Origin of the sequence: Blastopirellula marina (genome assembly GCF_002967765.1) — a bacterium.
In the GTDB taxonomy this organism is placed as follows: Bacteria; Planctomycetota; Planctomycetia; order Pirellulales; family Pirellulaceae; genus Bremerella; species Bremerella marina_A.
This window is the reverse complement of record NZ_PUHY01000004.1, coordinates 417533-442416: the sequence shown is the minus strand read 5'-3', so window position 1 is coordinate 442416 and position 24884 is coordinate 417533. Positions and strand designations below refer to the sequence as shown.

The 24884-nt window shown below is 55.0% G+C and carries 26 protein-coding genes; 17 read left to right on the top strand and 9 right to left on the bottom strand.

Features of this window, described 5'->3' with window-relative positions; genetic code table 11:
* The first annotated feature begins 39 nt into the window (after nucleotides 1-39).
* The gene (infC, locus tag C5Y83_RS03155) at nucleotides 40-573 is read left to right on the top strand and encodes a translation initiation factor IF-3 (protein ID WP_105328195.1); all 534 of its coding nucleotides are present in this window, start codon (nucleotides 40-42) and stop codon (nucleotides 571-573) included.
* A gap of 264 nt (nucleotides 574-837) precedes the next feature.
* Nucleotides 838-1683, top strand: a complete 846-nt coding sequence (locus C5Y83_RS03150; protein WP_105328194.1) for a glycosyltransferase — start codon at nucleotides 838-840, stop codon at nucleotides 1681-1683.
* On the opposite strand, the gene C5Y83_RS03145 is transcribed toward C5Y83_RS03150, so the two are convergent.
* Together C5Y83_RS03145 and C5Y83_RS03140 are read right to left on the bottom strand one after the other, a co-directional pair.
* Entirely contained in the window at nucleotides 1680-3029 is a 1350-nt protein-coding gene (locus C5Y83_RS03145) for a glycosyltransferase family 4 protein (RefSeq protein WP_105328193.1), read from the bottom strand. The genes C5Y83_RS03150 and C5Y83_RS03145 overlap by 4 nt on opposite strands.
* Before the next feature lie 6 nt (nucleotides 3030-3035).
* Nucleotides 3036-3569 (bottom strand): hypothetical protein, encoded by a 534-nt coding sequence (locus tag C5Y83_RS03140; protein WP_105328192.1) that lies wholly within the window; start codon nucleotides 3567-3569, stop codon nucleotides 3036-3038.
* Nucleotides 3570-3874: 305 nt separating this feature from the next.
* Between C5Y83_RS03140 and rpmI the strand changes: the two genes are divergently transcribed.
* The 5 genes from rpmI to C5Y83_RS03115 all read left to right on the top strand — a co-directional run bounded on the left by rpmI (nucleotide 3875) and on the right by C5Y83_RS03115 (nucleotide 9428).
* On the top strand, nucleotides 3875-4081 hold the full coding sequence (gene rpmI / locus C5Y83_RS03135) for a 50S ribosomal protein L35 (RefSeq protein WP_105328371.1): 207 nt from the start codon (nucleotides 3875-3877) through the stop codon (nucleotides 4079-4081).
* A 161-nt stretch (nucleotides 4082-4242) separates the two neighbouring features.
* The gene (gene rplT, locus C5Y83_RS03130) at nucleotides 4243-4599 is read left to right on the top strand and encodes a 50S ribosomal protein L20 (RefSeq protein ID WP_105328191.1); all 357 of its coding nucleotides are present in this window, start codon (nucleotides 4243-4245) and stop codon (nucleotides 4597-4599) included.
* Nucleotides 4600-4749: 150 nt separating this feature from the next.
* On the top strand, nucleotides 4750-5760 hold the full coding sequence (gene pheS / locus C5Y83_RS03125) for a phenylalanine--tRNA ligase subunit alpha (protein ID WP_409994581.1): 1011 nt from the start codon (nucleotides 4750-4752) through the stop codon (nucleotides 5758-5760).
* 73 nt (nucleotides 5761-5833) lie between these two features.
* Nucleotides 5834-7849, top strand: a complete 2016-nt coding sequence (pheT, locus tag C5Y83_RS03120; RefSeq protein WP_105328190.1) for a phenylalanine--tRNA ligase subunit beta — start codon at nucleotides 5834-5836, stop codon at nucleotides 7847-7849.
* A gap of 58 nt (nucleotides 7850-7907) precedes the next feature.
* The gene (locus tag C5Y83_RS03115; RefSeq protein WP_105328189.1) at nucleotides 7908-9428 is read left to right on the top strand and encodes a carboxypeptidase M32; all 1521 of its coding nucleotides are present in this window, start codon (nucleotides 7908-7910) and stop codon (nucleotides 9426-9428) included.
* Between the two features lie 21 nt (nucleotides 9429-9449).
* On the opposite strand, the gene C5Y83_RS03110 is transcribed toward C5Y83_RS03115, so the two are convergent.
* Complete coding sequence (locus C5Y83_RS03110; RefSeq protein WP_105328188.1) at nucleotides 9450-9716, bottom strand: hypothetical protein; 267 nt, start codon at nucleotides 9714-9716, stop codon at nucleotides 9450-9452.
* Nucleotides 9717-9796: 80 nt separating this feature from the next.
* Here C5Y83_RS03110 and bshB1 point away from each other — a divergent pair, with 80 nt between their 5' ends.
* From bshB1 to xerC, 4 genes are all read left to right on the top strand, one after another.
* Nucleotides 9797-10501: a bacillithiol biosynthesis deacetylase BshB1 gene (bshB1, locus tag C5Y83_RS03105; RefSeq protein WP_105328187.1), complete on the top strand. Its 705-nt coding sequence runs from the start codon at nucleotides 9797-9799 to the stop codon at nucleotides 10499-10501.
* 187 nt (nucleotides 10502-10688) lie between these two features.
* Nucleotides 10689-11609, top strand: coding sequence for a hypothetical protein (locus tag C5Y83_RS03100; RefSeq protein WP_233207063.1), 921 nt, complete (start codon nucleotides 10689-10691; stop codon nucleotides 11607-11609).
* A 49-nt stretch (nucleotides 11610-11658) separates the two neighbouring features.
* Nucleotides 11659-11964, top strand: coding sequence for a hypothetical protein (locus tag C5Y83_RS03095; RefSeq protein WP_105328186.1), 306 nt, complete (start codon nucleotides 11659-11661; stop codon nucleotides 11962-11964).
* 18 nt (nucleotides 11965-11982) lie between these two features.
* Nucleotides 11983-12921: a tyrosine recombinase XerC gene (gene xerC, locus C5Y83_RS03090; protein ID WP_276527744.1), complete on the top strand. Its 939-nt coding sequence runs from the start codon at nucleotides 11983-11985 to the stop codon at nucleotides 12919-12921.
* A gap of 13 nt (nucleotides 12922-12934) precedes the next feature.
* On the opposite strand, the gene C5Y83_RS03085 is transcribed toward xerC, so the two are convergent.
* Nucleotides 12935-13726 (bottom strand): DUF4261 domain-containing protein, encoded by a 792-nt coding sequence (locus C5Y83_RS03085; protein ID WP_146117602.1) that lies wholly within the window; start codon nucleotides 13724-13726, stop codon nucleotides 12935-12937.
* A 374-nt stretch (nucleotides 13727-14100) separates the two neighbouring features.
* Between C5Y83_RS03085 and C5Y83_RS03080 the strand changes: the two genes are divergently transcribed.
* The 6 genes from C5Y83_RS03080 (at nucleotide 14101) to C5Y83_RS03055 (ending at nucleotide 19349) form a co-directional block, all read left to right on the top strand.
* Entirely contained in the window at nucleotides 14101-15081 is a 981-nt protein-coding gene (locus C5Y83_RS03080; protein WP_105328184.1) for an NAD(P)/FAD-dependent oxidoreductase, read from the top strand.
* A 211-nt stretch (nucleotides 15082-15292) separates the two neighbouring features.
* Nucleotides 15293-15799 (top strand): hypothetical protein, encoded by a 507-nt coding sequence (locus C5Y83_RS03075; protein WP_105328183.1) that lies wholly within the window; start codon nucleotides 15293-15295, stop codon nucleotides 15797-15799.
* Between the two features lie 20 nt (nucleotides 15800-15819).
* On the top strand, nucleotides 15820-16419 hold the full coding sequence (locus C5Y83_RS03070) for a hypothetical protein (protein ID WP_105328182.1): 600 nt from the start codon (nucleotides 15820-15822) through the stop codon (nucleotides 16417-16419).
* A 130-nt stretch (nucleotides 16420-16549) separates the two neighbouring features.
* Complete coding sequence (locus C5Y83_RS03065; RefSeq protein ID WP_105328181.1) at nucleotides 16550-18022, top strand: potassium/proton antiporter; 1473 nt, start codon at nucleotides 16550-16552, stop codon at nucleotides 18020-18022.
* A gap of 95 nt (nucleotides 18023-18117) precedes the next feature.
* Nucleotides 18118-18465, top strand: coding sequence for a TfoX/Sxy family protein (locus C5Y83_RS03060; protein WP_105328180.1), 348 nt, complete (start codon nucleotides 18118-18120; stop codon nucleotides 18463-18465).
* Entirely contained in the window at nucleotides 18462-19349 is an 888-nt protein-coding gene (locus C5Y83_RS03055) for an aldo/keto reductase (RefSeq protein ID WP_105328179.1), read from the top strand. The genes C5Y83_RS03060 and C5Y83_RS03055 overlap by 4 nt, the downstream gene beginning before the upstream one ends.
* On the opposite strand, the gene C5Y83_RS03050 is transcribed toward C5Y83_RS03055, so the two are convergent.
* From C5Y83_RS03050 to C5Y83_RS03030, 5 genes are all read right to left on the bottom strand, one after another.
* Entirely contained in the window at nucleotides 19344-19676 is a 333-nt protein-coding gene (locus C5Y83_RS03050) for a cupin domain-containing protein (RefSeq protein ID WP_105328178.1), read from the bottom strand. The two genes, C5Y83_RS03055 and C5Y83_RS03050, sit on opposite strands and share 6 nt — an antisense overlap.
* Nucleotides 19667-20548 carry a metallophosphoesterase family protein gene (locus C5Y83_RS03045; RefSeq protein ID WP_105328177.1) on the bottom strand — a complete coding sequence of 294 codons (882 nt, stop codon included), beginning with the start codon at nucleotides 20546-20548 and terminating at the stop codon, nucleotides 19667-19669. The genes C5Y83_RS03050 and C5Y83_RS03045 overlap by 10 nt, the downstream gene beginning before the upstream one ends.
* Before the next feature lie 88 nt (nucleotides 20549-20636).
* Nucleotides 20637-21497 carry a CheR family methyltransferase gene (locus C5Y83_RS03040; RefSeq protein WP_105328176.1) on the bottom strand — a complete coding sequence of 287 codons (861 nt, stop codon included), beginning with the start codon at nucleotides 21495-21497 and terminating at the stop codon, nucleotides 20637-20639.
* Complete coding sequence (locus C5Y83_RS03035) at nucleotides 21488-22570, bottom strand: chemotaxis response regulator protein-glutamate methylesterase (protein WP_105328175.1); 1083 nt, start codon at nucleotides 22568-22570, stop codon at nucleotides 21488-21490. The genes C5Y83_RS03040 and C5Y83_RS03035 overlap by 10 nt, the downstream gene beginning before the upstream one ends.
* Nucleotides 22571-22644: 74 nt before the next feature.
* Nucleotides 22645-24813: a methyl-accepting chemotaxis protein gene (locus tag C5Y83_RS03030; protein ID WP_158262211.1), complete on the bottom strand. Its 2169-nt coding sequence runs from the start codon at nucleotides 24811-24813 to the stop codon at nucleotides 22645-22647.
* Between the last annotated feature and the right edge of the window lie 71 nt (nucleotides 24814-24884).

Sequence of the window (24884 nt, the reverse complement as noted above, 5' to 3'; positions counted from 1 at the left end):
CAAGACAAGTAAGGATCACAAGCCATCGCCCTGCGTAATATGTCTCGCGATCGCGATCGCGACCAGAATCGCGACCAAACTCGAATCAACGAGAAAATCCGTGTATCCCCGATTCGAGTAATTGCTGCCGACGGAGAACAATTAGGCGTTCTGCCTACCGACGAAGCCATGTCGATTGCCCGAGAATCCGGATTGGATCTCGTGGTGGTTGCCCCAGCGGCTAAACCGCCGGTGTGCCGAATCATGGATTACGGCAAGTACAAATATCAGCAAAGCAAGAAGCAACACAAAAACCAGTCGCACCACACCAAGACGAAGGAAATTCGTCTGCGACCCAAGACCGGTGACCACGATATCGAATTCAAGGTCAAACAAGCGATTGGATTTCTGAAGCACAAAGACAAGGTTCAGATCTCCATTCAATTCAAAGGGCGCGAAATGGCGCACGTCGAAGAGGGACATCGCGTGATGGCGCAAGTCATCGAATTGCTGTCCGAAGTCGGCAAGCCAGAATCTCCGCCGAAGCAGATGGGACGTCGCATCATGGCGACCGTTTCCCCGAAAGCCGGCTAATCAGCAGCCGAACAACCATCGCTTGTTTTGAAGCACGTGGATAATGATTCACGATGGCCGTACCGATCTGTACGGCCATCTTCTTGCTAGCAGCATGTCGACTACCCTTCACTCGACGAACTGATCTTGCTGCTGAGACGTTGACCGTGGTAACGTCTCGCCTCGCTATTCGCGTGAACGCATCCCCTGCGCACTAGGCGTATTCACGGCTGGATCGTTCTCGAGCGTTAAAGGACGCATCGCCAGACCCCCTGAGGCGCCCCAATGAAAACGTCGGTCATCATCACCACGCACAATCGCTCGTACTACCTGGAAAAGGTGCTGTACGGCTATCTGCACCAGCAGGTCCAACCGGACGAAGTGGTCATTGCGGACGATGGCTCAACCGACGAAACCCCTGAAATCATCCGTAAATACCAGAAAGAAGCCTCGTTCCCGATCATTCACGCTTGGAGCCCGTTTGGTGGTGTGCCACAGATCGCGAAAGCACGTAACCGCGCGACACGCGAGTGCAGCGGCGACTATCTCATCTACACCGACGGCGACTGCATCCCTGGTCCGATGTTCTTGGCTGACCATTTACAGATGGCTCGTCCTGGCTATTTCATCCAAGGTCGACGAAATTTTCTGCGCTTCTCCGCCTTCGAAAAATTCACCGGGGCAGAAACCCCGTGGCAGCAGCTTCAATTCTGGCTGCGTGGTGGACTGACTCGCTTGGACCTGATGATCCGCATCCCTGGATTCACGATTCCCAGCTATGGGATTCATGGCATTCGCAGCTGCAATATTGGCACCTTCCGACGCGATGTGATCGCGATCAACGGCTGGAACGAACATTTCGTCGGCTACTGGCGAGAAGACAGCGAATTCGCCACGCGGCTGATGCGTTCTGGGATTAAACGCCGCAACGCACTCTACTCCGCTATTTTGTTCCACATGGAACACGAAAAGGTCTTCAACCAGGAAGACTTCGACCGCAACAACGCCCTCCTGGAAGCATCCAAGACCGGCCCGATCTTCATCGAAAACGGGCTGATGCCGCCTCCTAAACCGCAACCGATTGAACTTCCGCCGGTCACGCACTCAAGCGTTTCGCTGAAAGCGGGTTAACGCACTCCCTGGGAAACAAGTTGCTGATAAAGCTCGGCCGTCTTGGCCGCAGCAACTTGCGCGTTGAAATGGGTCCGCACCGTTTCCGAAGCGGAGACTCCCAACTGCTTGGCTCCCTCGCGATCGCTGAGCACTTCGGCCAGTTTTTCGGCCAGCGAGATCGGGTCGTGGGGCGGCACCAGGTGCCCACCTTGGGTCGCTTCGATCAGTTCCGGAAACGCACCATGACTCGGCTGTACCACGGGGACGCCGGCGGCCATTGCTTCAAGCACGAACAACCCTTTCGGCTCACGGTAAGTGGTTGGCACGGAAAGGACATCGATCGACTTCAGGAACTCTAATTTCTGATTCCGGTCGACGGTCCCTAGGTACTCGCATCCTTCGAAGTGTCCAGCAGCTTTCAATTTTTCAAACTGTTCGTCCAAATAAGGTTGCTGCTGCGGCCCAGCCCAACCAGCGACCTTTAGCCGGGCGTTCTCCATCCCTGGCGTCGCCCGCAAGTGGAGGAAAGCATCGATCAACAGGTGCAGTCCTTTTTCGGGTGCCATGCGTGCAAGATAGCCAATCGTCGGATGCCGGTCGGTCGCCAGGTCCTCGGTCGCGGAAGTAGGAGCATCCGGTAAATCGGAGAGATCGATCCCCAGCGGAACAAGATGAAACTTCTCTTCGGGAATTCCAAAGTAGTCTGCCATGTAGTCCGCGTAGTAGCGGCTGAAAACGACGAACTTGTCGATACTGGGAACCAACTTGCTGATCTGCTGAAAACACTTGCTGCGATACGGCTCTGGCAGTTCATCCATAAAGACATCGTCCCCTTGCAGGGTCACGACGATCGGGCAATCGATCTTCTCCTTCACCAGGGGAGCCGAGCCGGCGATCAACATGTTTGAATAGTTGACGACCTGCGGCTTGATCGAACCGGCAACCCAATCGACTAGGCGAATCGCTTCCTTTCGCTGTTTGCCCGCGGTTCCTTGAAGCACAGAGAGCGTCAGGGCCCCTAGCTGCTTCGCGTTCGTTTCAATTCCTCGCGAGGTGGCCCACCGAATAATCCAGGCCTGATCGAGCCAACGCGTTAAGAAGTTAGGTAAAAAACGGTAGCCAGGGACGTTTTGCTCCATATAGACGTTGATACCGCCGTAGAACAAGGTTTGCTCGCTGACATTCTCTTCATCAACTCGAATTGGCGTGTACATCGGGATCAAATGGACATCGTGCCCTTGATGATGCATGGCCCTGGCAACCGTGTTGTCCCGCATGCAACTTCCGCAGAACATGCCGGCCCCGCCTGCGGTAATGTAGGCGACAGTGATCGGATCGATGGAGTTGGGGGAGGATTGATGCATGCTTCTTTATGGATCGCTCGTTTCGGCCAGCGTACGAGCTGGCTTGTTTACGAAATGAAGGGTCAGCCATGTCGTCACCAGGACACCAAATCCCATGATTCCGCCAATCCGGAGTCCCCCTTCCTTAAACACCACTAATCCGTTGAAGGCGATAAAAAGAAAGAAGCCGACGATGATTTGCTCCCAAATTGGGCCTCGCTGGCCATACGAAACCGGTGCCAGCCACCACCACAACACGTCGCTCACCCACACGATCGCCATCAAGTGGTTCACGTAGATCCCACCTCCAAAGGGAATCCCCAGCGTATCGCACGTTTGCTGAGCCGTCGCTTCGTACGCGAGACTATGGTCCCAATGATGATAAAAGTGCATCCCAGCGGCGATATGTGCCAGAAACACTAGGCATCCGGCCGTCCAGACAGCTCGTCGGGTCGCATCCGAAACCGACCACCATGGCTCTGCCATTCGCAGCAGCAAACTAGCCAACAGCGCGAGCAGGGCGATACGTATCGTCCAAGCGGTGATCAGAGGACCATCCATCAAGCAATTGGCCGCGCGAGCAAGGAAAGTGGGTGGGGCAAGCCTTATTCTAGACGGCATGCCCGCTCGATTCGACCGTTAAACTTCGAGATCGCGGCGGAAACTGTATCGGTAAAACCAATTGGAGCAATAGGTTACGCCGATTACACGCATTGCCGACTCCTTTTTCGAAATCCGTTACGTCCCCCTACCGCCCAAAGGGATTTCTCCCTAGAATATTGGGTTTCCATGAGTCCGAAGTATGTCCGTAATGGACACGACCGCCCAAAACACACAATTGGGCCGCATATTCATTGGGGATTGGCATCATGCCTAAGATGAAAACCCACAAGGGTACCAAGAAACGCTTCCGCATCACCGGCAACGGCAAGATCAAGCACCGTCAGTGCGGTACGAGCCACTTGGCTAACCGTATGAGCCACAAGCGTAAGCGTAACCTCCGCGGTACGACCGTTCTGGCCGAAGCTGAATCGGTTGCTCTGCGTGAAGCCCTCGGCAAGTACAGCTACTAACGTCGGCTGGTACTTTCGCTGATTGGCGAAGTTATTTTTCCCGTACGTTGGCAGGTCGAATTGGTCGACCCAAACCAAGTGCGATTTTTCAGTACGCGGGCACCTAACATCTGTTTTCCAATAGAAAGCAGGGGCCCTGTGGACGAAGGTAAGGTAGATCGATGAGAACCACTTACGGCAAGGCACGCCATAAGTCCAAGAAACGTCTCTTTAAGAAGGCTCGGGGTAATCGCGGTGGACGTGGTAATCTGCTGCGTACCGTCAAGGAAACCTTGGTCCGAGCTGGCGTCTATGCCTATCGCGACCGTAAGGTCCGCAAACGTGAGTTCCGCAAGCTGTGGATCATCCGTTTGAACGCCGCCGCTCGTGAACGTGGTTTGCGTTACAGCGAATTCATCAACGGCCTGAAGAAGGCTGGCATCACCCTCGATCGTAAGGTTCTGTCTGAAATGGCGATCCACGATCCAGGTGCATTCGACGCGGTGACCGAAGAAGTGAAGGCCGCCCTGGCTGCCTAGTCGCCACGAAGCTGGCCCCCACCGAGTGCGATAACACCGTGGATGGGCAGCCCGTCATTCAAATGCAATAATACAAGCCGCCGAGCTATCCTCGGCGGCTTGTTTCATGAAGGCATCTCACCAACAGGCATCATGTCACTCAACGATTTCATCAAGCAGTTGGACGATCTGGTCGAATCCGCCTCCAAGCGTTTCGAGGACGCCATCAATCAGACCGATCACCAGGTTCTGGAAGAGACTCGCGTCGAATTCCTGGGAGCCAAAAGTGGCAAGCTCAAGGAAGCCCAAAAGGGTCTCGGCAAAGTCGCCAAGGAAGACAAGCCCGCCGCCGGCAAACGCTTCAACGAAGTGAAAACCCGACTGGAAGAGCTTTTCCAATCGGCTGCCGATGTGATAACCGGTGGCGGGAAAAAGGGCAAAGTCGAAGCACTCGATGTGACGCTGCCCGGCATTCGACCACGCCTGGGACACGTCCATCCGATCACCCAGACGATCGACGAGCTGAAAGACATCATGGGCCGGCTCGGTTTCTCCGCCGTGGAAGGACCGGAAATCGAAGATGACTGGCACAACTTCGAAGCCTTGAATATCCCCCTCGAGCATCCAGCTCGCGATCCGCTGGACAACTTCTATCTGAATATCGCCGCAGCCAGCCACGGTGGCGGCAATCAACTGCTGCGAAGCCAGACGTCGACCGTCCAGATCCGCGTGATGGAAGACAACGAGCCGCCGATCCGCATCGTTTCCCTTGGTCGCGTCTATCGTCCCGACGAAATCGATGCGACTCACTACGCCATGTTCCATCAGATCGAAGGACTGCTAGTCGATACCAACGTCACCATGGCCGACCTGAAATATGTCCTGCGGCTGTTCGCGTCCAGCTACTTAGGCGGCGACGTGGAAATCCGCTTCCGTCCTTCCTTCTTCCCCTTCACCGAACCGAGTGTGGAAGTCGACATGCGTTGGCAAGATACCTGGCTCGAATTCGGCGGGGCAGGGATGGTCGACCCCAACGTCCTGAAGGCGGTCGGCTACGATCCAGAGAAGGTTACCGGATTCGCATTCGGACTGGGTGTCGAGCGTCTTTGCATGCGACGTCACGGCATCAATGACATCCGCTATTTGTACGACAGCAACACGAAGTTCCTGGCTCAGTTCTAAAGCCGGACACGTTTCGCTCTTTGTGAATCCTCACAATCACCTCGAACTCGCACACGCACAGAATCGACAAATCATGCTAGTTTCCTGGGAATGGCTGAAGCAGTATCTCGACCTCAACCTCAGCGAAGCAGAGGTCTGCGATCGCTTGACGTTGGCTGGGCTAAATTTCGATGGCGCTTCCACCGTTGCTAACGATCGCTGCTTGGACTTGGAAGTCACCAGCAACCGTCCCGACTGGCTCGGTCATGTTGGCATCGCTCGCGAGATCGGCGTGTTGTTCGACCTGGAATTGAAGGTTCCTCAAGCCGATATCGCGGCCACGTCGACCGGCGGTGCTTGTCCGAAGATCGTGCAGATCGAAGACGAAGACTTCTGCCCTCGCTACATCGCCCGCAGCGTAACTGGGGTGACGATTGGCCCCAGTCCAGCCTGGCTGACCAATCGCTTGGAAACGGTCGGTGTTGCCGTGATCAACAACGTAGTCGACGTCACCAATTACGTGTTGATGGAGATCGGTCAGCCGTTACACGCGTTTGATCTCGACAAAATCACGGGCGATACAATCACGGTCCGCCGAGCGAAAACCAGCGAAAAGTTCACCGCGATCGATCATCGTGACTACGAACTGCACAGCGACGACTACGTGATCGCCGACAGCAGCGGGGCAATTGCGTTGGCTGGTGTGATGGGTGGCAAGCTGACGGAAGTAGGCGAGATGACCTCGAGCCTGCTGATCGAAGCAGCCGACTTCGCCGCTTTGCCAGTTCGCACGACTTCGCGACGGCTCAAACTAAAGAGTGATTCCTCCTACCGGTTTGAACGGGGTGTCGATCCCGAGATGATCGATTGGGCTAGTCGCCGCTGCTGCGAACTGATCGTCGAAACGGCTGGCGGCGAAATCTGCGAAGGAAGTGTCTTCGCCGGTTCGTCCGCACCTGCCCGCAAGCCGGTAACCCTCCGCTTTTCTCAGTTGATGCGTGTCTTGGGCATCGATGTCCCGGCGGACGAAGTCCATCGCATCTTGGAAAAGCTCGGCAATCCAGTTCAAAAACAAACCAATGAGAGCATCACCGTCATCCCAGCTAGTTGGCGTCGTGACATCACGCGCGAAATCGACCTTGTCGAAGAAGTCGCGCGGATCCACGGCTACGACCAAATCCCGGAGCGTGCTGGTGTCTCACTGAGTGCTTCCCACCAAAGTGACCTGGACCGTGTGCGTAACAAGGTGCGGTCGGCGATGCTTGGCATGGGTTTCGATGAAACACTAACTCGCAGCGTTGTGAGCGACGTCTGGGCCAAGACCTTCCAAGGTTGGTCTCTCAGCGAGCCGCTTGCCACCAGCATGCCGATGGTGAAAGGGGAAGATCGTCTTCGCATCAGCCTGCTGCCAAGCTTGCTGGGTGCTCGTCGAAATAACGAGAAATTCAGCTATACGCAAATCGACCTGTACGAGATCGCCAAGGTCTATCTCCCCAAGGCGAAAGCACTGCCCGACGAACGTTACATGGTCGGGATCACCAGTGGTAATAGCTTTTACGAGATTAAGGGCGTAGTGGAATCGCTGGTGGCGATGCTCAACCCGAAAGCCAAGCTCGAAGTCCTTCCGTTTACCGACCCGATGTTCGTAGAAGGGCAGGGGGCGCACGTCACCATCGACGGTACGACGCTCGGCTATTTCGGTATCGTGAGTCACAAGACGGCCAAAGCGTACGGACTGCAAAACGCGGCATCGGTTGCCGAGCTCGACCTGGGTGCCCTGATGAAGCTGGCCGTGTTGGTGCCACAACATCAAGACTTCAGTACACAGCCGACCATGAATCGCGACTTGAACTTGATTGTCGACGAAGAAGTGAGCTGGTCGCAGTTACAATCGATTGGCTATGACGCCGGCGGCGAACTGGTTGAAAGTGTCACCTTCCAAGAGATCTTCCGCGATCCCAAAAAGGATGGACCTGGTAAAAAGCGAGTCTTGTTCACTGTCACACTTCAAGCCTACGATCGCACCCTGAAAGGGGAAGAAGCGGACGTCACGATCGCCAAGATCTTGGCCGAATGTGAAAAACAAACCGGAGCCAAGCTGCTCGCCTAGCGTCCTGCTGAGCCAACCAACAACCCTTACGACCCACGATTACGAACAGGCGACAAACATGGCGGATCATCAACAAATCTTCGACCAGTTGTGCGACCACGTTCGCGAGACGGCCAAGCTCGAAAACATCAATGCCCTCTTAGGCTGGGACGAGCGAGTCATGCTGCCGGAACGTGGCGGTGCCTATCGAGCCGATCAGGTGACCCTCTTGGCGGGTATCATTCACGATCGTAACACCGATCCTCAACTCGGCGCTTGGTTAGAAGAACTGACTGACTCACCGCTCACGGAAGAGCCGAATAGCTTTACCGAAGCAACAATCCGCCGGATTCGCAGCGACTACTTGAAGCAGGTCAAGCTTCCCAAACGCTTGATCGAGGAATTCAGCCATTCGCGAATCATCGGCCAACAAACGTGGGTCAAAGCACGAGCCGACAACAACTTTGGAACCTTCGAGCCAATCTTGGACAAGCTGATCAGCCTCAGCCGCGAGATGGCCGAGGCGATCGGTTACGAGGGAGAGCAGTACGACGCGTTGCTCGATTTCTACGAACCAGAAGCGAAGACTGCTCAAGTTCGTCAAGTTTTGGAAACGCTGAAGTCACAACTCGTTCCATTGGTTGCTGAAATCAAGGACAGCGGCCGTCAACCAAACCTTGAAATCCTCAAGCGAAACTTCCCGATCGCGGCCCAAGAGCAGTTCGGCAAAGTCGCTGCCGCAAAGATTGGCTTTGACTTCACTTCCGGTCGGCTCGATGTGACGCACCATCCGTTCTGTTCGACCTCCGGACCGCACGATTGCCGCATCACAACCCGCTACGACGAAGACTTCTTCCCGTCGGCGTTCTTCTCGATCTTACACGAGGCAGGGCACGGTATTTACGAACAAGGTTTGCCCGAAGAATGGTTCGGCCTGCCGCCAGGTGCCGCGGCCTCCTTAGGTGTGCACGAGTCGCAATCGCGATTGTGGGAGAACATCGTTGGTCGGAGCTACGCCTTCTGGAGCCATTTTTATCCCGAAGTGAAGAAAGCCTTCCCGGCAGCACTCGGCGATGTCCCGATGAGCGACTTCCACTTCGCAATCAACGAGGTCACACCGTCGCTGATTCGTGTCGAAGCGGACGAAGCGACCTACAACCTTCACATTATTATCCGCTTCGAGCTGGAACAGGCCCTGCTTTCGGGCGATCTGCAAGTGAAAGACTTGCCAGGGGCTTGGAACGAGAAATACACCCAACAGTTAGGCATCACGCCACCCAACGACGCCGATGGCTGTCTGCAGGATGTTCACTGGAGCGCTGGGCTGATGGGTTACTTCCCGACTTACAGCCTCGGTAACATTTACTCCGCCCAATTGATGGAACAAGCTCACGAAGATCTAGGTGACTTGGAAGGCATGTTCGCTGCCGGCGAGTTCGCTCCATTGTTGGGATGGCTCCGAGAAAACGTCCATCAAGCTGGTCAATGTTATCCCGGCGATAAGCTGGTCGAGCGTGTTTGCGGCGATCCGATCGATTCGGCTCCGCTCATTCGCTACCTTCGCGCGAAACTTGGCCCGCTTTATGGCATCGAACATTAAGTTCGACCTGAAGACAACGTCTTAGCGATATCCGAGGCTACGCTCAATTTCGCGAGAACGATCAGAAAGGCCCGTCCCAGGATCGTCTGCTCGACCGTTTTTCTTGGCGAATGCGCTTGATGGTTCCGCTTCGTCTTCATCGTCCGACTTCGGTTCGGAATGCGTGAAATCGTCGACCAATGGTTCTTCTTGAACCGGAGGAGCGGACTTCCATCCCCAGCCCCACGTGCGGCAACCGGGCGTAAAGCAAGCAAGAATGAGCAGCACAACCAAAGTACGTAGCGGCATCGGACCAATCGCCTCGGACCTGAAAACTTGGTAAACGTGGCGACTTACTTAGCTGATATTCCCAATCCTCACCAGATCAAATGAAAACACCGACCCCGCTCGACGTTTTAGTTATTGCTCCCCATCCCGACGACGCCGAACTGGGCATGGGGGGGGCGATCCTTAAATTGAAGGCCGAGGGGAAAAAGGTCGGCATCTTGGATCTCACCTCCGGCGAACCAACACCGTTCGGCTCTCTGGAAAAACGCGCCGCGGAAACCGCCGCCGCGACCGAGATTCTCGGAGTCGACTGGCGAGATAACCTTGGGCTCCCCAATCGCAGCCTCGAGCCCACGCTAGCAGCCCGCGAGAATCTGGCGTCGGCGATTCGACTGCTGCGTCCTAAATGGCTATTTGCTCCCTACTGGGAAGATGCTCATCCCGATCACCTGGCCGCAACGCAACTCGTCGATGCCGCACGGTTCTGGGCAAAGCTCAGCAAGACCGACATGCCAGGCGAGCCGTTCCATCCGCAGCGGATCTACAACTACTACTGTGTTCATTTGAAGATGACTCCGCAGCCAGCGTTTGTGCTCGACATCAGCGAATACTGGGAACAGAAGTTCGAGTCGATTCGCTGCTATTACAGCCAGTTCATCGAAGGACGTCCGCAAGAGTATCCCACCTTCCTCGATAAGCTACATGACGAAGCCTCGTACTGGGGGAAGACAATCGGAACGCGCTACGGCGAGCCGTTTACCTCGCGGGAACCCATTGGCCTGGCCAGCATGGGTTCGCTGGTCTGATCCTGCGATGCCAGCAGCTAGCGGCGACAAAGTTTGCCTAATTGAAAGAATCGCTGCAATTCTGATCAAGCGCACACTTCGCCATCGTCGATGACACCGGTAACGGACGAAATGCGCCGCGAATGATTCGCGATCGCGCATCGAGCAAATCAGGGGGGCTACCTGAAATGCAACGACCGGCTTTTACGTGCGCTACTGGTTCGCCATCGCCTGTTTGTTCTTACTTTCCACCGGCTGTGCCGCCATACCCGAGGTGCGCGATAAGCCGATCTTCCACAACCCGTTTCCGCAGCTCGCGCGGGTTGCGATCATCCCCTTCAACAACCAAAGCGACGTGCCGACCCTCAACATGGACGACGTCACGCTGGCCTATTATGGGGAACTGCAATCGGTTCGTGGATTTGAAGTCGTACCGGTCGGTGTGGTCATGCGAGCCATGCAAGCAACCGGTAACGATCTGACTGACGTTCAACAAATTCGAGCGCTCGGAAAAATGTTAGGTGCCGATGCCGTCGTCGTTGGTTCGGTCACTGACTTCTCGCCGTATTATCCCAAGCGTATGACGCTGGCAGTGAATTGGTATGCCACCAACCCTGGGTTCCATCCCATTCCACCCGGTTATGGCCTGCCATGGGGAACCTCTGGCGAAGAGTTCATTCCGGAATCACACGTCTGGGAAGCCGAGTTTGCCTTAGCTCGCGAACAACTCGCAACCCAAACGCCCTCGCAAGCCGACGGCTTGGATCCCCTGGGAATTCCCGAGGAAAACGGCAAAGTCGCCGTTGATGGACTGCCGGCCGACTGGCCTGATCCTACCGGATTTATTCCTGACGGACCGAAGACCGAACACCCACCGATGATCCCACACGATGGCCCGATCATCTCGCAAATTCGGACCTATGCCGAAAACGATTCCGAAGTCACAGAACGTGCCGAACAGTATTTCTTTTTCCTGGATGATTCACGTAATGGCGGTTGGCAGGGTTTTCTCGGTCGTAGCGACGATTTCATTCGTTTCTGTTGCTACTCGCATATCAGCGAAATGCTTTCTCTTCGTGGTGGAGCAGGCGAATCTCAACTGGCGATTCGGTGGGGCAATCGCCGATAACCTTCTTTACCACGGATGAGTTTTGGAATTGTCTGGGAGGCTGCCTCACGTGACGGAAGAGATTAACGTACTAGCACTGGTCAAGGGTGAAGAACGCTACGTGTTTTTGTTCAGCGATCAACGGAGGGCGGAAGCCTTGCGAACGCTGGGACGATACGCGAGCAATCCCGAACTTAGCTTCACCTGGTATGACGCGGCTGTCTTGAGCCAGAAGATTCGAGCTCAGGTAGTCGATCAAGAAGCGGTTCCCCATAACGATCCCGCAGTGAAGCCGCGATTCGCTTTCCCTGCCAATGGGCCGATCGATATCGGAAGCCTCGATTCCGATCATCTCGACTTCGACGAATTCAGCTAATTACCGGAGCACCCCAGGGTGATAGATCGAGCTACCAGTGCATCTACCCAAGGGCTGCGGACTGTCATTGATAGCTACCTTCGCTATCTTCAGGTCGAACGTAATGCGTCCGACCTGACCATCAAAAGTTACGGCGAAGACCTCGACGCCTTGGCAGGCTACCTGGAAGAAAGCTTTGCCCTGGAACCTTCGCCTGACGAGATCACCACACTCGATCTCCGTGGTTACGTCTCGGCCGTTACCGAGGCAGGTTATTCGGGTAGTACCGTCGCGCGGCGATTAGCGTCGATGCGAAGCTTCTTCAAGTTCGCTCAGCGCCAGCAACTGGTCGACAAGAATCCGGCGAAGCCCCTTCGCAATCCGCGAAAGAGTCAGAAGCTACCGCACTTTCTAACGACCGACGAAATAGGCCGTCTGCTCAATGCCCCGCCACGTTCGACTTCGGCGGGCATCCGCGATCGAGCGATGCTCGAAACAACCTACAGCGCCGGCCTTCGTGTTAGCGAACTGGTCGGCATCAACGAGAACGATTTAGATCTGCACGATGGCTTGGTCCGCGTTCGTGGTAAGGGTCGTAAGGAACGCCTGGCCCCGCTTGGCTCGTTTGCCCTCGATGCTCTTTGCCAGTGGCTGGACGTGCGACTGCTGAGCGCCAAAAGCGAGAAATTGGCCGATCGCCCTGTGTTTCTCAATAAATTCGGCAACCGCATCACCACGCGCAGCGTTGGACGGATGCTGGAGAAATACCTAAAAGAGAGCGGCCTCGACCTGCGTACCAGTCCGCACACTTTGCGGCACAGCTTTGCCACCCACTTGCTGGACGCCGGAGCCGATATTCGGAGCGTGCAGGAACTTCTGGGACACAAGAGCTTAGTCACCACCCAGATCTACACGCACTTGAGCACGGCCTCGCTCCGCGGAATCTATGAAAAAGCTCACCCGCGGGCGAAAGGTTAGCGGCGACGGGGCGTCACTTCCAACGCGATCCGTATGACGACCAACCTGCTTCCGGCGCGAAGTCGAGTCGCATTACTGGTCGTTCGTGCCCAAACGGAGACTCGCAATAGCGAACCTGAATTCGCTTACCAGCATCTTCGCCGAGGGTGTGGCCGTCTTCAATCACCGGGCCATTTTCGACCAGGTAGTCAGCCAGACCGTAAAAGCGTTCCGACAAGTCATCGGGCGAATCGGTTGCGTTCTCGGTAACGAAGTCCATCAGATCGAACGCCCCCATCCCTTGGGTAAAGCCAACCGTTGTACCGTCGGAGTTCTTACCAAGAAACACCGAAAGCCAAAGAGGGAAGGGGACTTCCCCCGGAAGCATCCCTTCAGCCAGGTCGCAAAACATTTCGGGCGAGTTCAACAAACCGTTCTCTCCCCAGAGCACGCCAGCCGGTTTGCCGACCGTCCGCAGTAGGGAGGCCGTGACCATGGTCAGTAGCTTTGATTGCTCGACCATCGATCCTTCACCAATCGCGGTGACGATCAAATGTCCCCGATGCGATTGCAGTTGTTCCACTGCGTCAGGCCAAATCCAGGTTTGGCGTTCGGGCGTAGCCCAGTTGTCTCCAGGGATTGGGCCAGGCATCATCCCCATGGCGATACTCATCGAGCCCATATCAAAGGAAAGCGTATTCTCCTGTTTTTTGACATCCTCTGGCGTTGGTAACATCGGCCAGTGGTTAGCGAGATCGTCTCGAAGCAGCTTCCAGGTAACGCGGGAGCCACGGTTCAAAGCGATCATCGAGAGGGAGACTGCCACGACTAACTCCTATTGCATAGCACCGCGTAACGTCAACTCTCTTGGGGCGTCCTGCTTGGATTCTAAACGGTTAGGTAAGGGAAGCCAAAAGAATTCTATTGTTCGAAAGATTTAAATCACGGCGCGTGAAATTCCGATCTGAATTTCCTTGACTTCGGGTATCCGATCCGATGGGCAGGGGAGGGTGACCCTTTCCACTACCCACTTCTTCACGATAAGTTATTCAATAGTTTAGAACGTCTTCCGAAACAGTCCTCGGTAAAGCGGCATTCGCTTTGTTTGAGCTAGGATTCATTGGGAAACGGATGTTAAGAGCCGAGCCCACATTACGGTTTGCTCGGCAGATATCTTTTTGACTTTCGAAAGTGACACATATGAAACGCGTAGCCATCATCGGTGCGGGAATCTCCGGCTTGATATGCGCTCGCAGTCTCGCTGGTAAGCTCGACGTCCGTTTATTCGATAAGTCACGCGGCGTTTCAGGCCGCATGGCCACGCGTCGAGTCCCCGAAACGGGGGCTACTTTCGACCACGGTGCGCAGTACTTCACCGTCCGTAGTCCGCAAGTTCAACCACTATTGGACGAATGGGTCGACGACCACATCGTCGCGCCGTGGCGAGGAACCGTCGTCGTGCTGCGACCTGGCATCAAGACCGAACGTGATCCAACACCACGATTTGTCGCGATGCCTGGGATGAAGTCCTTGGGTAAGCACCTGGCGAAATCGCTGACCGTACGAACCAAGATGCTTGTTACCCAGGCCGAACATTCCGACGACGGTTGGCTTGTCAGCACGGACAACGGCCAGTCGTTCGGCCCCTACGATTGGGTCGTCTGCACGGCGCCTCCTGGGCAGGCCAACAACATCCTCGGTTCAGCGAACCCGTTTCATGCCACGCTTGCCGAGCAAAAATTTGATCCTTGCTGGGCAACGATGATTCACTTCGCCGAGCCCTTGCCGGTCCCCTACGATGCCGCGTTCGTCCACGAAAATCCGATTCATTGGATTTGCCGTAATAACAGCAAGCCAGGTCGCCCGTTGGACGAAGAATGCTGGGTTCTGCATGCGGATCCCACCTGGTCGACCGAAAACCTTGAACGCACTTCGGAGGAAATTACCAACGAACTGCTCGATGCGTTCGCTCAGGCCATCGGACAACCACTCGGCGAAATCCGTTACGTGACCAGTCATCGTTGGCGTTACAGCGCCCCGACTTCACCTCTGGAAGAGACTTGTCTGGTGGACGAAGCCTCGCAACTAGCCATCTGCGGCGATTGGTGCTCAGGCGCTCGCGTTGAAGGGGCGATCCTCAGCGGTTTGGGAACTGCTGAAAAGATCTTGGCAACAATCTGACAATGACCTGACAACGGCAAAACTCGCTGTCAGAGCTTCGAATGTAAACTTAAGAAAAGTTTTTTCTCGCAGCGGAAGTCTTCTATCTGTCGGCACTTACCGCTGAGGTATCGGGAAAACTTGCTCGTGGTCGCTTCAAGTTTGAAGCGCGCGTCTGGTACACCTAATCGCATCACCAGTCCCACGAGTCTTCACGAGAAAGCAACTCCCGATGCACGCCGTCACCATCACCGCCGAGCACTGGCAAGCCGCCCTCGACGTCCCCAAGCAAATCGCCCTCGACCTTTCCGCCCAGCTAAACCTCCGTCTCCAGGCTTCGCGGATGGTACAGTCGATGCTTAAGGTGCTTCTGAAACATGAGAAGGACCGCTCTGAACTCAAGCAGCTTTGCGAAAAGAACACCTCAACCCCACAGCCAGAAAAGCGAACGGGCGCCATGCCCAGGTCCGCGTGGGCATGCGCGGTAACGGCCGATACGGCGTCAAAACCAACATCCCAAGAACCATTCGTTAACAACAACGACGTCGCCCCATTACTCGCATCAACTCATCAAGAACATGTCCACGAAGGCGGGGACGTAGCACCGGCGGAAAACATGGGTACGTCCGCCGGGATGGCGAATGAAAGTCCTCCAGGTGCGTCCGAACCTAGCGAGCCCCGCACGCGGTACATTGGCCGAGTCGGACCCCGCAAGATTCGTGGCAAGAAACGGAAGTAGTCACTATTCCAAGCAGTGCGATGCCTGAGTCCGTGATCGCCAAAATCGAAACGTTTATTGTCTCGCAAACCGAGAGTGGCGAGTTTGTGTCTTTGCCTCGGGACGCTCCCTACCACGTCATCGCAGCGATGGTGAAACCGACAAAGCTGCTTTATACGACCAAGATGTCAGCCTTCCGCGGGAAACTACTTCCCGCGTTGCCGCTCGATTGCTCGTTAGTGTCCAGGTACGGACTACCCGCCTCACACGATGTTTCAATGCTAGGCCGTCTAAGTGCATCCTTGCCAATCAGCTTCCTCGGCGACCTTGATCCGGTCGATCTTTTGAACTTCGCCTGGCTGCGAGCAAAGTTTCCCGCAGGAAAAGTCCACCTATCAGGCATTCGCGACCGTTTACTGCAGGAACTCACTCCCGCTGAGAAGACTCAGTGCCTAATCGACTTCGATCCGTCCGAAGTGGACGCAATCCCCTTGCTATACGAAGTGCTCCCCGATTTAGCCGACCTGATTGGTCCCGAGAGCTACGAACTGATTAAGTCGCATCGAAAGATCGAGTTGGAAGGTCTGATCAATCTCCACGAGTGGCAACCGGATTATTTTTATCGAATATTATTCGGATAGTCTGGCTGCTATCTCATCGCGTTCGTTAATTCTGTCCGCAAAATAGTAGCAGTTTCGCGTTTCGCAGGAACCCGGTAAGTTGTGTGGGTAAATCATTCGCCGCACGAACTAACTTCATGGATGACCCTGCATGTTCTGGATTGACGACGCGATGCTGGTCGCTGGCGTCCTACTTTTATTGGGCGTAGTCACCAGTAAGATCTCGGCTCGGTATGGAATCCCGATGCTGGTTCTCTTTTTGGGACTTGGGATGCTGGCGGGGTCCGAGGGAATCGGCGGTATTGAATTCGACGATCCTATCCAGGCCCACGCGGTGGGTTCCTTGGCGCTGGCGATCATCCTTTTCCATGGCGGATTGGGGACGACCTATGCTTCGATCGCCTCGGCCTGGAAGCCTTCGCTGGTGCTGGCAACGGTCGGCGTCCTAATCACGTCGATACTTACCGGTCTGGCTGCCAGTTGGATCTTACAAACCACGCTGCTCAACGGTTTACTTCTAGGAAGTATTGTCGGATCGACCGATGCGGCGGCCGTTTTCTCGGTCTTACGCACAGGCGGATTTGCTTTGCCCCCCAAGCTGGCATCGACGCTAGAGATCGAAAGTGGTTCGAATGATCCGATGGCCATCTTTATGACGATCGGCTGCATTGAACTTCTGTTGCCGGATCCTGCGACGCCGGGGCATTTGTTGCTGATGTTTGTGAAGCAGATGGCATTCGGGATCCTCTTTGGTGTGGTCTCAGGGTACATCGCCGTGTGGATGACCAATCGAATTCGGCTCGATACGGCAGGGCTGTACCCTCTGCTGGCAACCGGTTTTTGCCTAATCACGTTCGGGATGACCGCGTACTTTGATGGAAGCGGATTCCTGGCGGTGTACATCCTGGGAATAGTCCTGGGTAACAATCGTGTCGTATTCCAGAACGGTACGCTCTTGTTTCATGATGCCTTAGCCTGGCTGGCCCAAATCATGATGTTTATCGTGCTGGGGCTGTTCTGTTTTCCGATGAAGTTATTGACGTTTACCGTACCATCGCTGGGAATCGCGTTTGTCTTGATTCTGATTGCTCGCCCCATCGCGGTGTTTGTATCGATGCTTCCGTTCCGCTTCCGCTGGCAGGAAATGTCGCTGGCAAGCTGGGGCGGGCTGAAAGGGGCCGTGCCGATTACGTTGGCAACGTTCCCGTTGGTGTACGGCTTAAGCGGGGCGGAAGAGATCTTCAACGTCGTGTTCTTCGTTGTAGTGCTTTCAGCCCTGGTGCAAGGTTGGTCGCTACCATGGGTCGCCCGGAAGTTAGGTTTGAATCTACCGATGCCACCTAACCCACCGCTGCAGCTAGAGATCAATTCGCTACAGCATGTCGACGGCGAAATCGTCGACTATACGATTACCGACAATTCGCCCGCGGTCGGTAAGATGGTACGTGATCTGGGACTACCAGAAGGAGCCACCATTGCCCTTATCGCACGCCAAGAGGAGTTCATCCCGCCGCAAGGAAAGACTATCCTACTTAGTGGCGATCACGTGGTGGTGGTGATCAAGGGCGGGGCAGGGGAGCCCGTCAATCGTGTCTTCATGCCGGAAGCCGTCGCCGAAACATAATCTGACTTGATCACCCATTTTGTGGGAGCCAAGCGGACGCCAGCGGTGTAAGCTGTCACCATTGTCAATTCCCATCTCCCGTTGAGTTCACGAAGATGACCTACAACGAAGTCTCCTCAGCCAGGGTCTATCGCCTGCTGCATCGGCGAAAGGGATTCTCTGGCAAACAGATGTTTGGTGGATTCGGATATCTGCTTAACGGCAACATGTGTTGCGGCGTGTGGAAAGATTACTTGATCTTGCGAATTGGCCCCGACGCTTACGCCGAGATGCTTACCAAGCCACACATCAAAAAGTTCGATATCACTGGCAAAGAAATGCGTGGTTGGGTGATGGTCGAACCGGAAGGGTTCGTGGACGATGCCGATCTCCGCCGCTTCGTCGGCCAGGCCGTAACGTTCACCAAATCGCTACCCACCAAAGTCAGTACCGAGGCAAAATGATCAAACGACGACTGGGCAACACCACGCTGGAAGTTACCCAACTAGGTTACGGCACAATGGGATTACGCGGACCTCGCACTTGGGGTGTCCGCGTCGTGGAAGACGACGCGGCCGACCGATTTCTCAATCTGGTGCTCGATCAGGGGATCAACTTTCTCGACACGGCCCCTGACTACGGTGCCGCGGAAAAACGAATCGGCCGCGCCCTAGCGCACCGACGTAGTGAGTTTTACCTGGCCACCAAGTGCGGCTGCGTGCCGGTTCAGCATGCCGATCACCTGGAAATCGCCCACGAGTGGAACCTCGATGTCATTCGTCGCAACCTGGAAACCAGTTTGCAGCGGATGCAGACCGACCACCTCGACCTGCTCCAGTTTCATGGCGGAGATGCCGAAACGTTGCAACAAGCTGGCCTGATCGATGCGTTGGTCAAGTTTCGTAGCGAAGGATTGATCAGGCATCTCGGCATTTCGAGCAAACTGCCTGACCTACCTGGTTTGATTGAACTGGGGGTCTTCGAGACGTTTCAAATTCCTTACTCGTGCCTCGCTCCGGAGCATCACGACCTGATCACCCAAGCTGCGGAAACGGGTGCAGGAATTATCATTCGTGGTGGAATTGCCCAAGGTGGTCCCGACGCGGAGATTCAGCGTCCGAATTTGAATGATGTATGGAACCGGGCGAAGCTCGACGAGCTGCTTACGGACGATCTCTCTCGGGCCGAGTTGATCCTGCGCTATACGCTGACCCATCCGCACTGCGATACGACGATTGTCGGAACTTGTAACGAGGCCCATTTGCGGGAAAACATCGCCTCGGCCAACAAAGGACCACTGCCGGAATCCCTGTACGAGGAGATCACCCAGCGGGTGGCAGGGTTATGATTCGCCGCCGTAGAAGACCGCTAACCATACGGTGACCTGATCCGCATCTGTCGCATCGACACGATGCTTCTGATGTGCCGGGATGTTCACAAAATCTCCCGGCGCGAGAAACCGCGCGGTCGGTTCTCCTTCCAGTTGAAGCTGGGCCGAGCCTGACAGTACGATCACGAATTCGTGTTGCGACTGATCGTACCAGAAGCCTTCCGGCGAAGCGTGCCCACGGGAGACAATCCTTTCGATCCGCACGTCTCCCTGCTGAACGAGCGTTTGAAATAGTTCGTCGGGTAGTTCGCTCGGCAGATCTTGAAAGAGATTGGTTAGCTCCACTGGTAGTCAGCCTGATCGCGGAACCCTTTGACGGTCAACACACCGCGCGGATCGATTTCGAGCAGCGAGAAACCGTTGTTGCTCGGCCCCGACTTCTCGACCATCGCTCGCATTGTGCAGTAATGAATTCCTTCGACCTCATGATAGTCGTTCGCATGGCTGTGCCCTTGGAACACCGCCCATACATTGCCAGCTTCCTGCAGTACCTTTCGCACCTCAGGGGAATTCTTAACCGCGTGGTTTCCCTCGTTGTCTAGACGCTGATGGGCAAAGACGATCGTTTTCTTCTTCGTCTCTTTCAAATCGGCGCTAAGCCACTCGAGTTCCTCCGCTGGAATATTGGCATCGGTCCAAACAAAATTCTTACGGCCGTACGGTGTACCATCGGATTTGAAGCAGGCATCCAGCACCACGAAGTGCATATCCCCCCGATCGAACGAGTAGAAGGACCTCTCCTGTTCGACACCGCCAAGGAATTCTTCCTTGGTCAACGTATCGACGCAGTGGTTACCCAGGACGTAATGCCGGTCTTTACAGATTTCGGCGAACGGCTTGGCAATTGTATTCAGATAGCCACGTTCGGTCTCGACCGAATCGGCAGCATCGATGAAATCGCCCAGTTCGACCAGGAAATCGAGCTTTTGACTACCAAGCTTCTCGGAGGCTTCGGCCAGCTTGGCCAACGTTTCGCGGTAGTAGCGTGTGCCGGCTGGGTCTTTGTCGGCATAGTGCATATCGGTCATCATACCGACGCGAAGCATGGTGGGATTCTCCTCGGCATGCAGGAAGCCGGTGGGAAAACAGGCAGCGCCCGTCAAGACAAGCGATCCTTGCTGCAGAAACGCGCGGCGGCTGTGATTGCGATTGGTCATTCAACGTCCCTCGGTAATAACGACTTGGTCTTAACGAGGGTACTCCAAGCTGCTCGCCGATGGCAAGCAGCTTGGCAGAACTTAACAATTAACGGACCAACGCATGCGGAACCGGCGCTGTCAGGTTGGGTCGATAGAACGTCCCGCGACAGTGCTGATGCGGCGTGAAATTCGGGCCGACATCGGCCAGGAACTCCTGAGCACCTACAAAGAGGTACCCATCAGGAGCCAGCGTCTGAGCGATTCGGCGGAACAAATCTTGGCGTACTTCGCGCGTGAAATAGATTGCGACGTTCCGGCAAAACACCATATCGAACCGTCCCACATGGCCAAACGGCTGCAGCAGGTTCATCTTCGCAAACGAAACCATCGAGCGAATTTCGTCGTTGATTTTCCACCCATCTCCTTCCGGGTAGAAGAAGCGACGGAGTCGTTCGGTTGAGACGCCTCGTTCGATCTCGTGCTTCGCATACACACCACGACTCGCCTTGGCGATCGCGGCGTCCGAAATATCGGTGGCCGTGATCTGGATGTCCCACTTATGCACATCGGGGATCAGCTCGGAAATGGTCATCGCCAAGCTGTACGGTTCCTGCCCGGTACTACATGCGGCCGACCAAATACGAACACGTGTGGGAAACGCGGTCTTCTCGCGAGCATCGATCAGTTCGGGCAAGGCTTTATGCCGAAACGCCTCGAACAAGTAGTTGTCGCGAAAGAAGAGTGTTTCATTCGTGGTAATGGCATCGACAAACTGATTGGTGAGCTGTTTGTCTATTCCTAGACGCACTTTGCGAACCAAGTCGGAGTAGTCTTTACAGCCATGCTTCTCGACGATCTGCCCCAATCGACTTTCGATCAAGTACGACTTGCTGGAGTCTAGGCAGATCCCACACAGGTCGTTCACTAGATCACAAACGGCGTCGATATCGCCGGTACTTAGCGGCATGTTGCTGCTCCTTTCGATCCGGCACACTGCACCACTTCGTGCAGTTGCTCGAGCGGGACGACTTTATCCGCCAGGCCAGCTGAGATCACTTGCCTGGGCATCCCAAACACAACACAACTCTTTTCATCCTGAGCCACCACCATGCAGCCGTGACGCTTCAGCAAGCGGCAACCGAGGGTTCCATCGTCTCCCATGCCGGTCATGACCACAGCCATCGCCTGGCGTCCATATTCATGGGCGATCGAACGGAACATGTAATCGACAGAAGGACGGCAACTTCGTTCAGGCGGATCATCCGTGATACGTATGACCTTCGCTCCGTTCTCTGTTGCGACCTTCATCTGTTTCCCACCAGGTGCGATGTACGCCGTACCAGACGTCACAGGTTGGCCATCCTGGGCCTCACAAACCGATATTTTGCAAGCCCGATTCAGGTCGTTTGCCAGCGACTTGGTAAACATCGGAGGCATGTGCTGCACAATCAACAGTGGCACGGACAGACTCGCTGGAAGCTTGGGCAACATCGTTGATAATGCCGCCGGTCCTCCGGTCGAAACACCGATTCCAACAACGGTAACTTGTGAAATATCGAACGGCTTTGAGCCGACAGGAGGAGTAAATGGAACATCGACTTCGTTTGGTTTCTCGCTCTTCTGCTGATTTGCTGCAGCCAAGCGATCTTGAAGAGCACGTACTTTCGGCACGAGATCGGCCCGCAACTGCTGAGCACTCTCCTCCATGTTGGCTTGACCGTGCGGCTTCAGAACAAAATCGAACGCCCCCAGACGTAAGGCTTGTGTGGTATTCAAAGCTCCATGATCGGTCAAACCGCTGAGCATGATCACCTCAGGGCGGTGCGGACGAGCATGTAATTCTCGAAGCACCTCAATTCCGTTCAGAACAGGCATTTCCACGTCGAGCGTTACCAGGTCTGGCCGGTAATGCTCGATCTTCTCGAGCGCGGATTTTCCATCCGACGCTACTGCGACGACCTCGACACCCTGACACGTGGCCAGAGCGTCGCGGACGACTTTGCGGAACAACGTCGAATCATCGACTATTAATACACGCATGACTTCGCATTCCTTCCATGTCGCTCGTCTACAATGCTTCGACTCAAGCGACCCTTACTTATTCGAATGTGGGCCTACGCACTGGTCGTAAGTTGCTCATCTCGAATCGATTTCCCCTCGCTTATCTTGAAACGCGAAACGATCTTCTGCAGTCCCTCCGACAAGCGAGCAAACTCTTCGCCTGAACGTTGCGACTGCTCAGCGTCTTTCACGGACTCGCTAAGGAGTCGATCGATTTCACAGATATTCTCGGTGATCTCACCACTGGCAATGGCTGATTCGTCGATGCCTCGCGTGACCACCTCAGCAGCCGTAGCCGTCTCAGAGATGTCATGGGCAATACTCTTCGTCGTGATGTTCTGTTCTTCGACGGCCGAAGCGATCGTTTGCGATAGTTGATTCACCGAGTCGATCACACCGCTGATCTCCGAAATCGACGCCACGGCATCGGTTGTCGAGCCTTGGATGTGCTCGATCCGTTTGCGAATATCTTCGGTAGCCGTAGCCGTTTGTTTCGCCAACTCTTTGACTTCGGTGGCCACCACGGCAAACCCTTTACCAGCCTCACCAGCCCGGGCCGCTTCGATCGTGGCATTCAGGGCAAGCAAGTTCGTTTGCTCGGCGATATCTTGAATCACTTCAATGACGCGTCCAATTTCGTTCGCCGCGTTTCCGAGGTGAGCGATTTTTTCATTGCTCACTTCCGTGATTTTCGTTGCCCGACTGGCGGCTCCAGCACTCTCTTCGGCGTGCTTGGCAATCTCAGCAATGGTCGAAGACATTTCGTCCACGGCCGAAACCACCGAGTTGATGCTGGTCGAAATCTGGGTCGAGGAAGCGGCCATCCCCTTCATATTGATCGCAAGCTCTTCCGCGGCTGAGGAAACACTCGCCGAGCGGGTCTTGGACGAATCGGCTCCGCTAGACATTTGCTGGGAGGTCGCCACCAAAGTGACAGATCCCGTCGTCAGCTGATTGGCGTCCCCGATGATTTCACCCATCATCCCCTGCAGACGACCGATGAACGTATTGAACCACTTTGCCAGTTCGCCAATCTCGTCTTTGCGAGACTGATCGAGACGCTTGGTCAAATCGCCATCCCCTTCGGCAACGTCCTTCAACATCGCAATCGTGTTATGGATTGGCTTGATGAAGCTACGTGCAAAGAAAAAGGCCGCCGTTGGAATTACCACCAAGGCGATTCCCATCAGCGCGCCCCAAGCGTAAAGAGGGCGATAGGTGGAAGCCAAGGCTTCGCTTGAAGCAACTCGCACTAACACGGACCACTTCATGCCGGGGAAGCCCAGAGCTCCACGTAGCGGCGTAAAGCCAGCGACTTGCCGGATATTCTTGCGAACGTGCAGACTATTCGAGATCCCTCCAGTTTCCCCAGCCGTAGCTCGCACGGCAGCTTCGACATTGGTATCAACCAAGTTCAGCTTGCCAATGACGCTCGGATCTCGCACCACTTCCTCGGTACCGCTGGTCGTGGGATCGAGATCGATCAGCACGTTGCCAGACTCGTCGAGCAACGTAATTTCCGCCGAAGCGAGATCGCGTGCCTTTAGGTCTTGATAGGTAGACTCGAATATTTCTTCCACTAAACTAAACTTCGCCACATTCTTCCAGATGGCAATAACGTTGCCGTCGGCATCACGAACCGGTGCCGAGAACCCAAGAGCATACCCGTCGTTTCCATAGACGTTTTTCACGTTTTCGTCGACATGAAAGTGCTCGACAACCGTGCCAGAAACGGAGCCATCTTCCGATTCGTAGAAGTTGCCTGCCAAGGCATCGCGAAACCACGGAGAACTCGTAAAGTTCTTTTCGTAGATACCGGCCGTGCCGATAGGATTCCCTTCGCTGTCGCGGCTGTTCACAGCAACGACCTTACCGTCGAGATCGACGAGCATCGTTAAGAAGTAGATGTCGTAGGTATCGACATACTTATCCATCGCTCGGACGATTTCGTTCTTGTCGGTTGGCTCGTACCAATGCTCGCGTTCCAAAACGACATGATTCAGTCCGAACGCTTGAACATCTCCGTATCGTTCAAACAGGTTTCGATCAATCTTGTCTGCAATGGTTTGAGCGGTGGTGCTGAACGAATCCTCAATACGAGTAACGGCCTCGCCGGTGGTGCTCCAGAGTAGTGCTCCAGTAATCACCAGAGGTACAAGTCCAAATAGGAGGCAGGCGATGACAACTTTTCCGGTCATCTTGATGTTGGATAGAAAGCTCATTGACATTGTTGGGGCTTACAATCTTGGCTACTGCGTTAACATAAGGTCATAAAAAAACGCCCTGAGCTTTG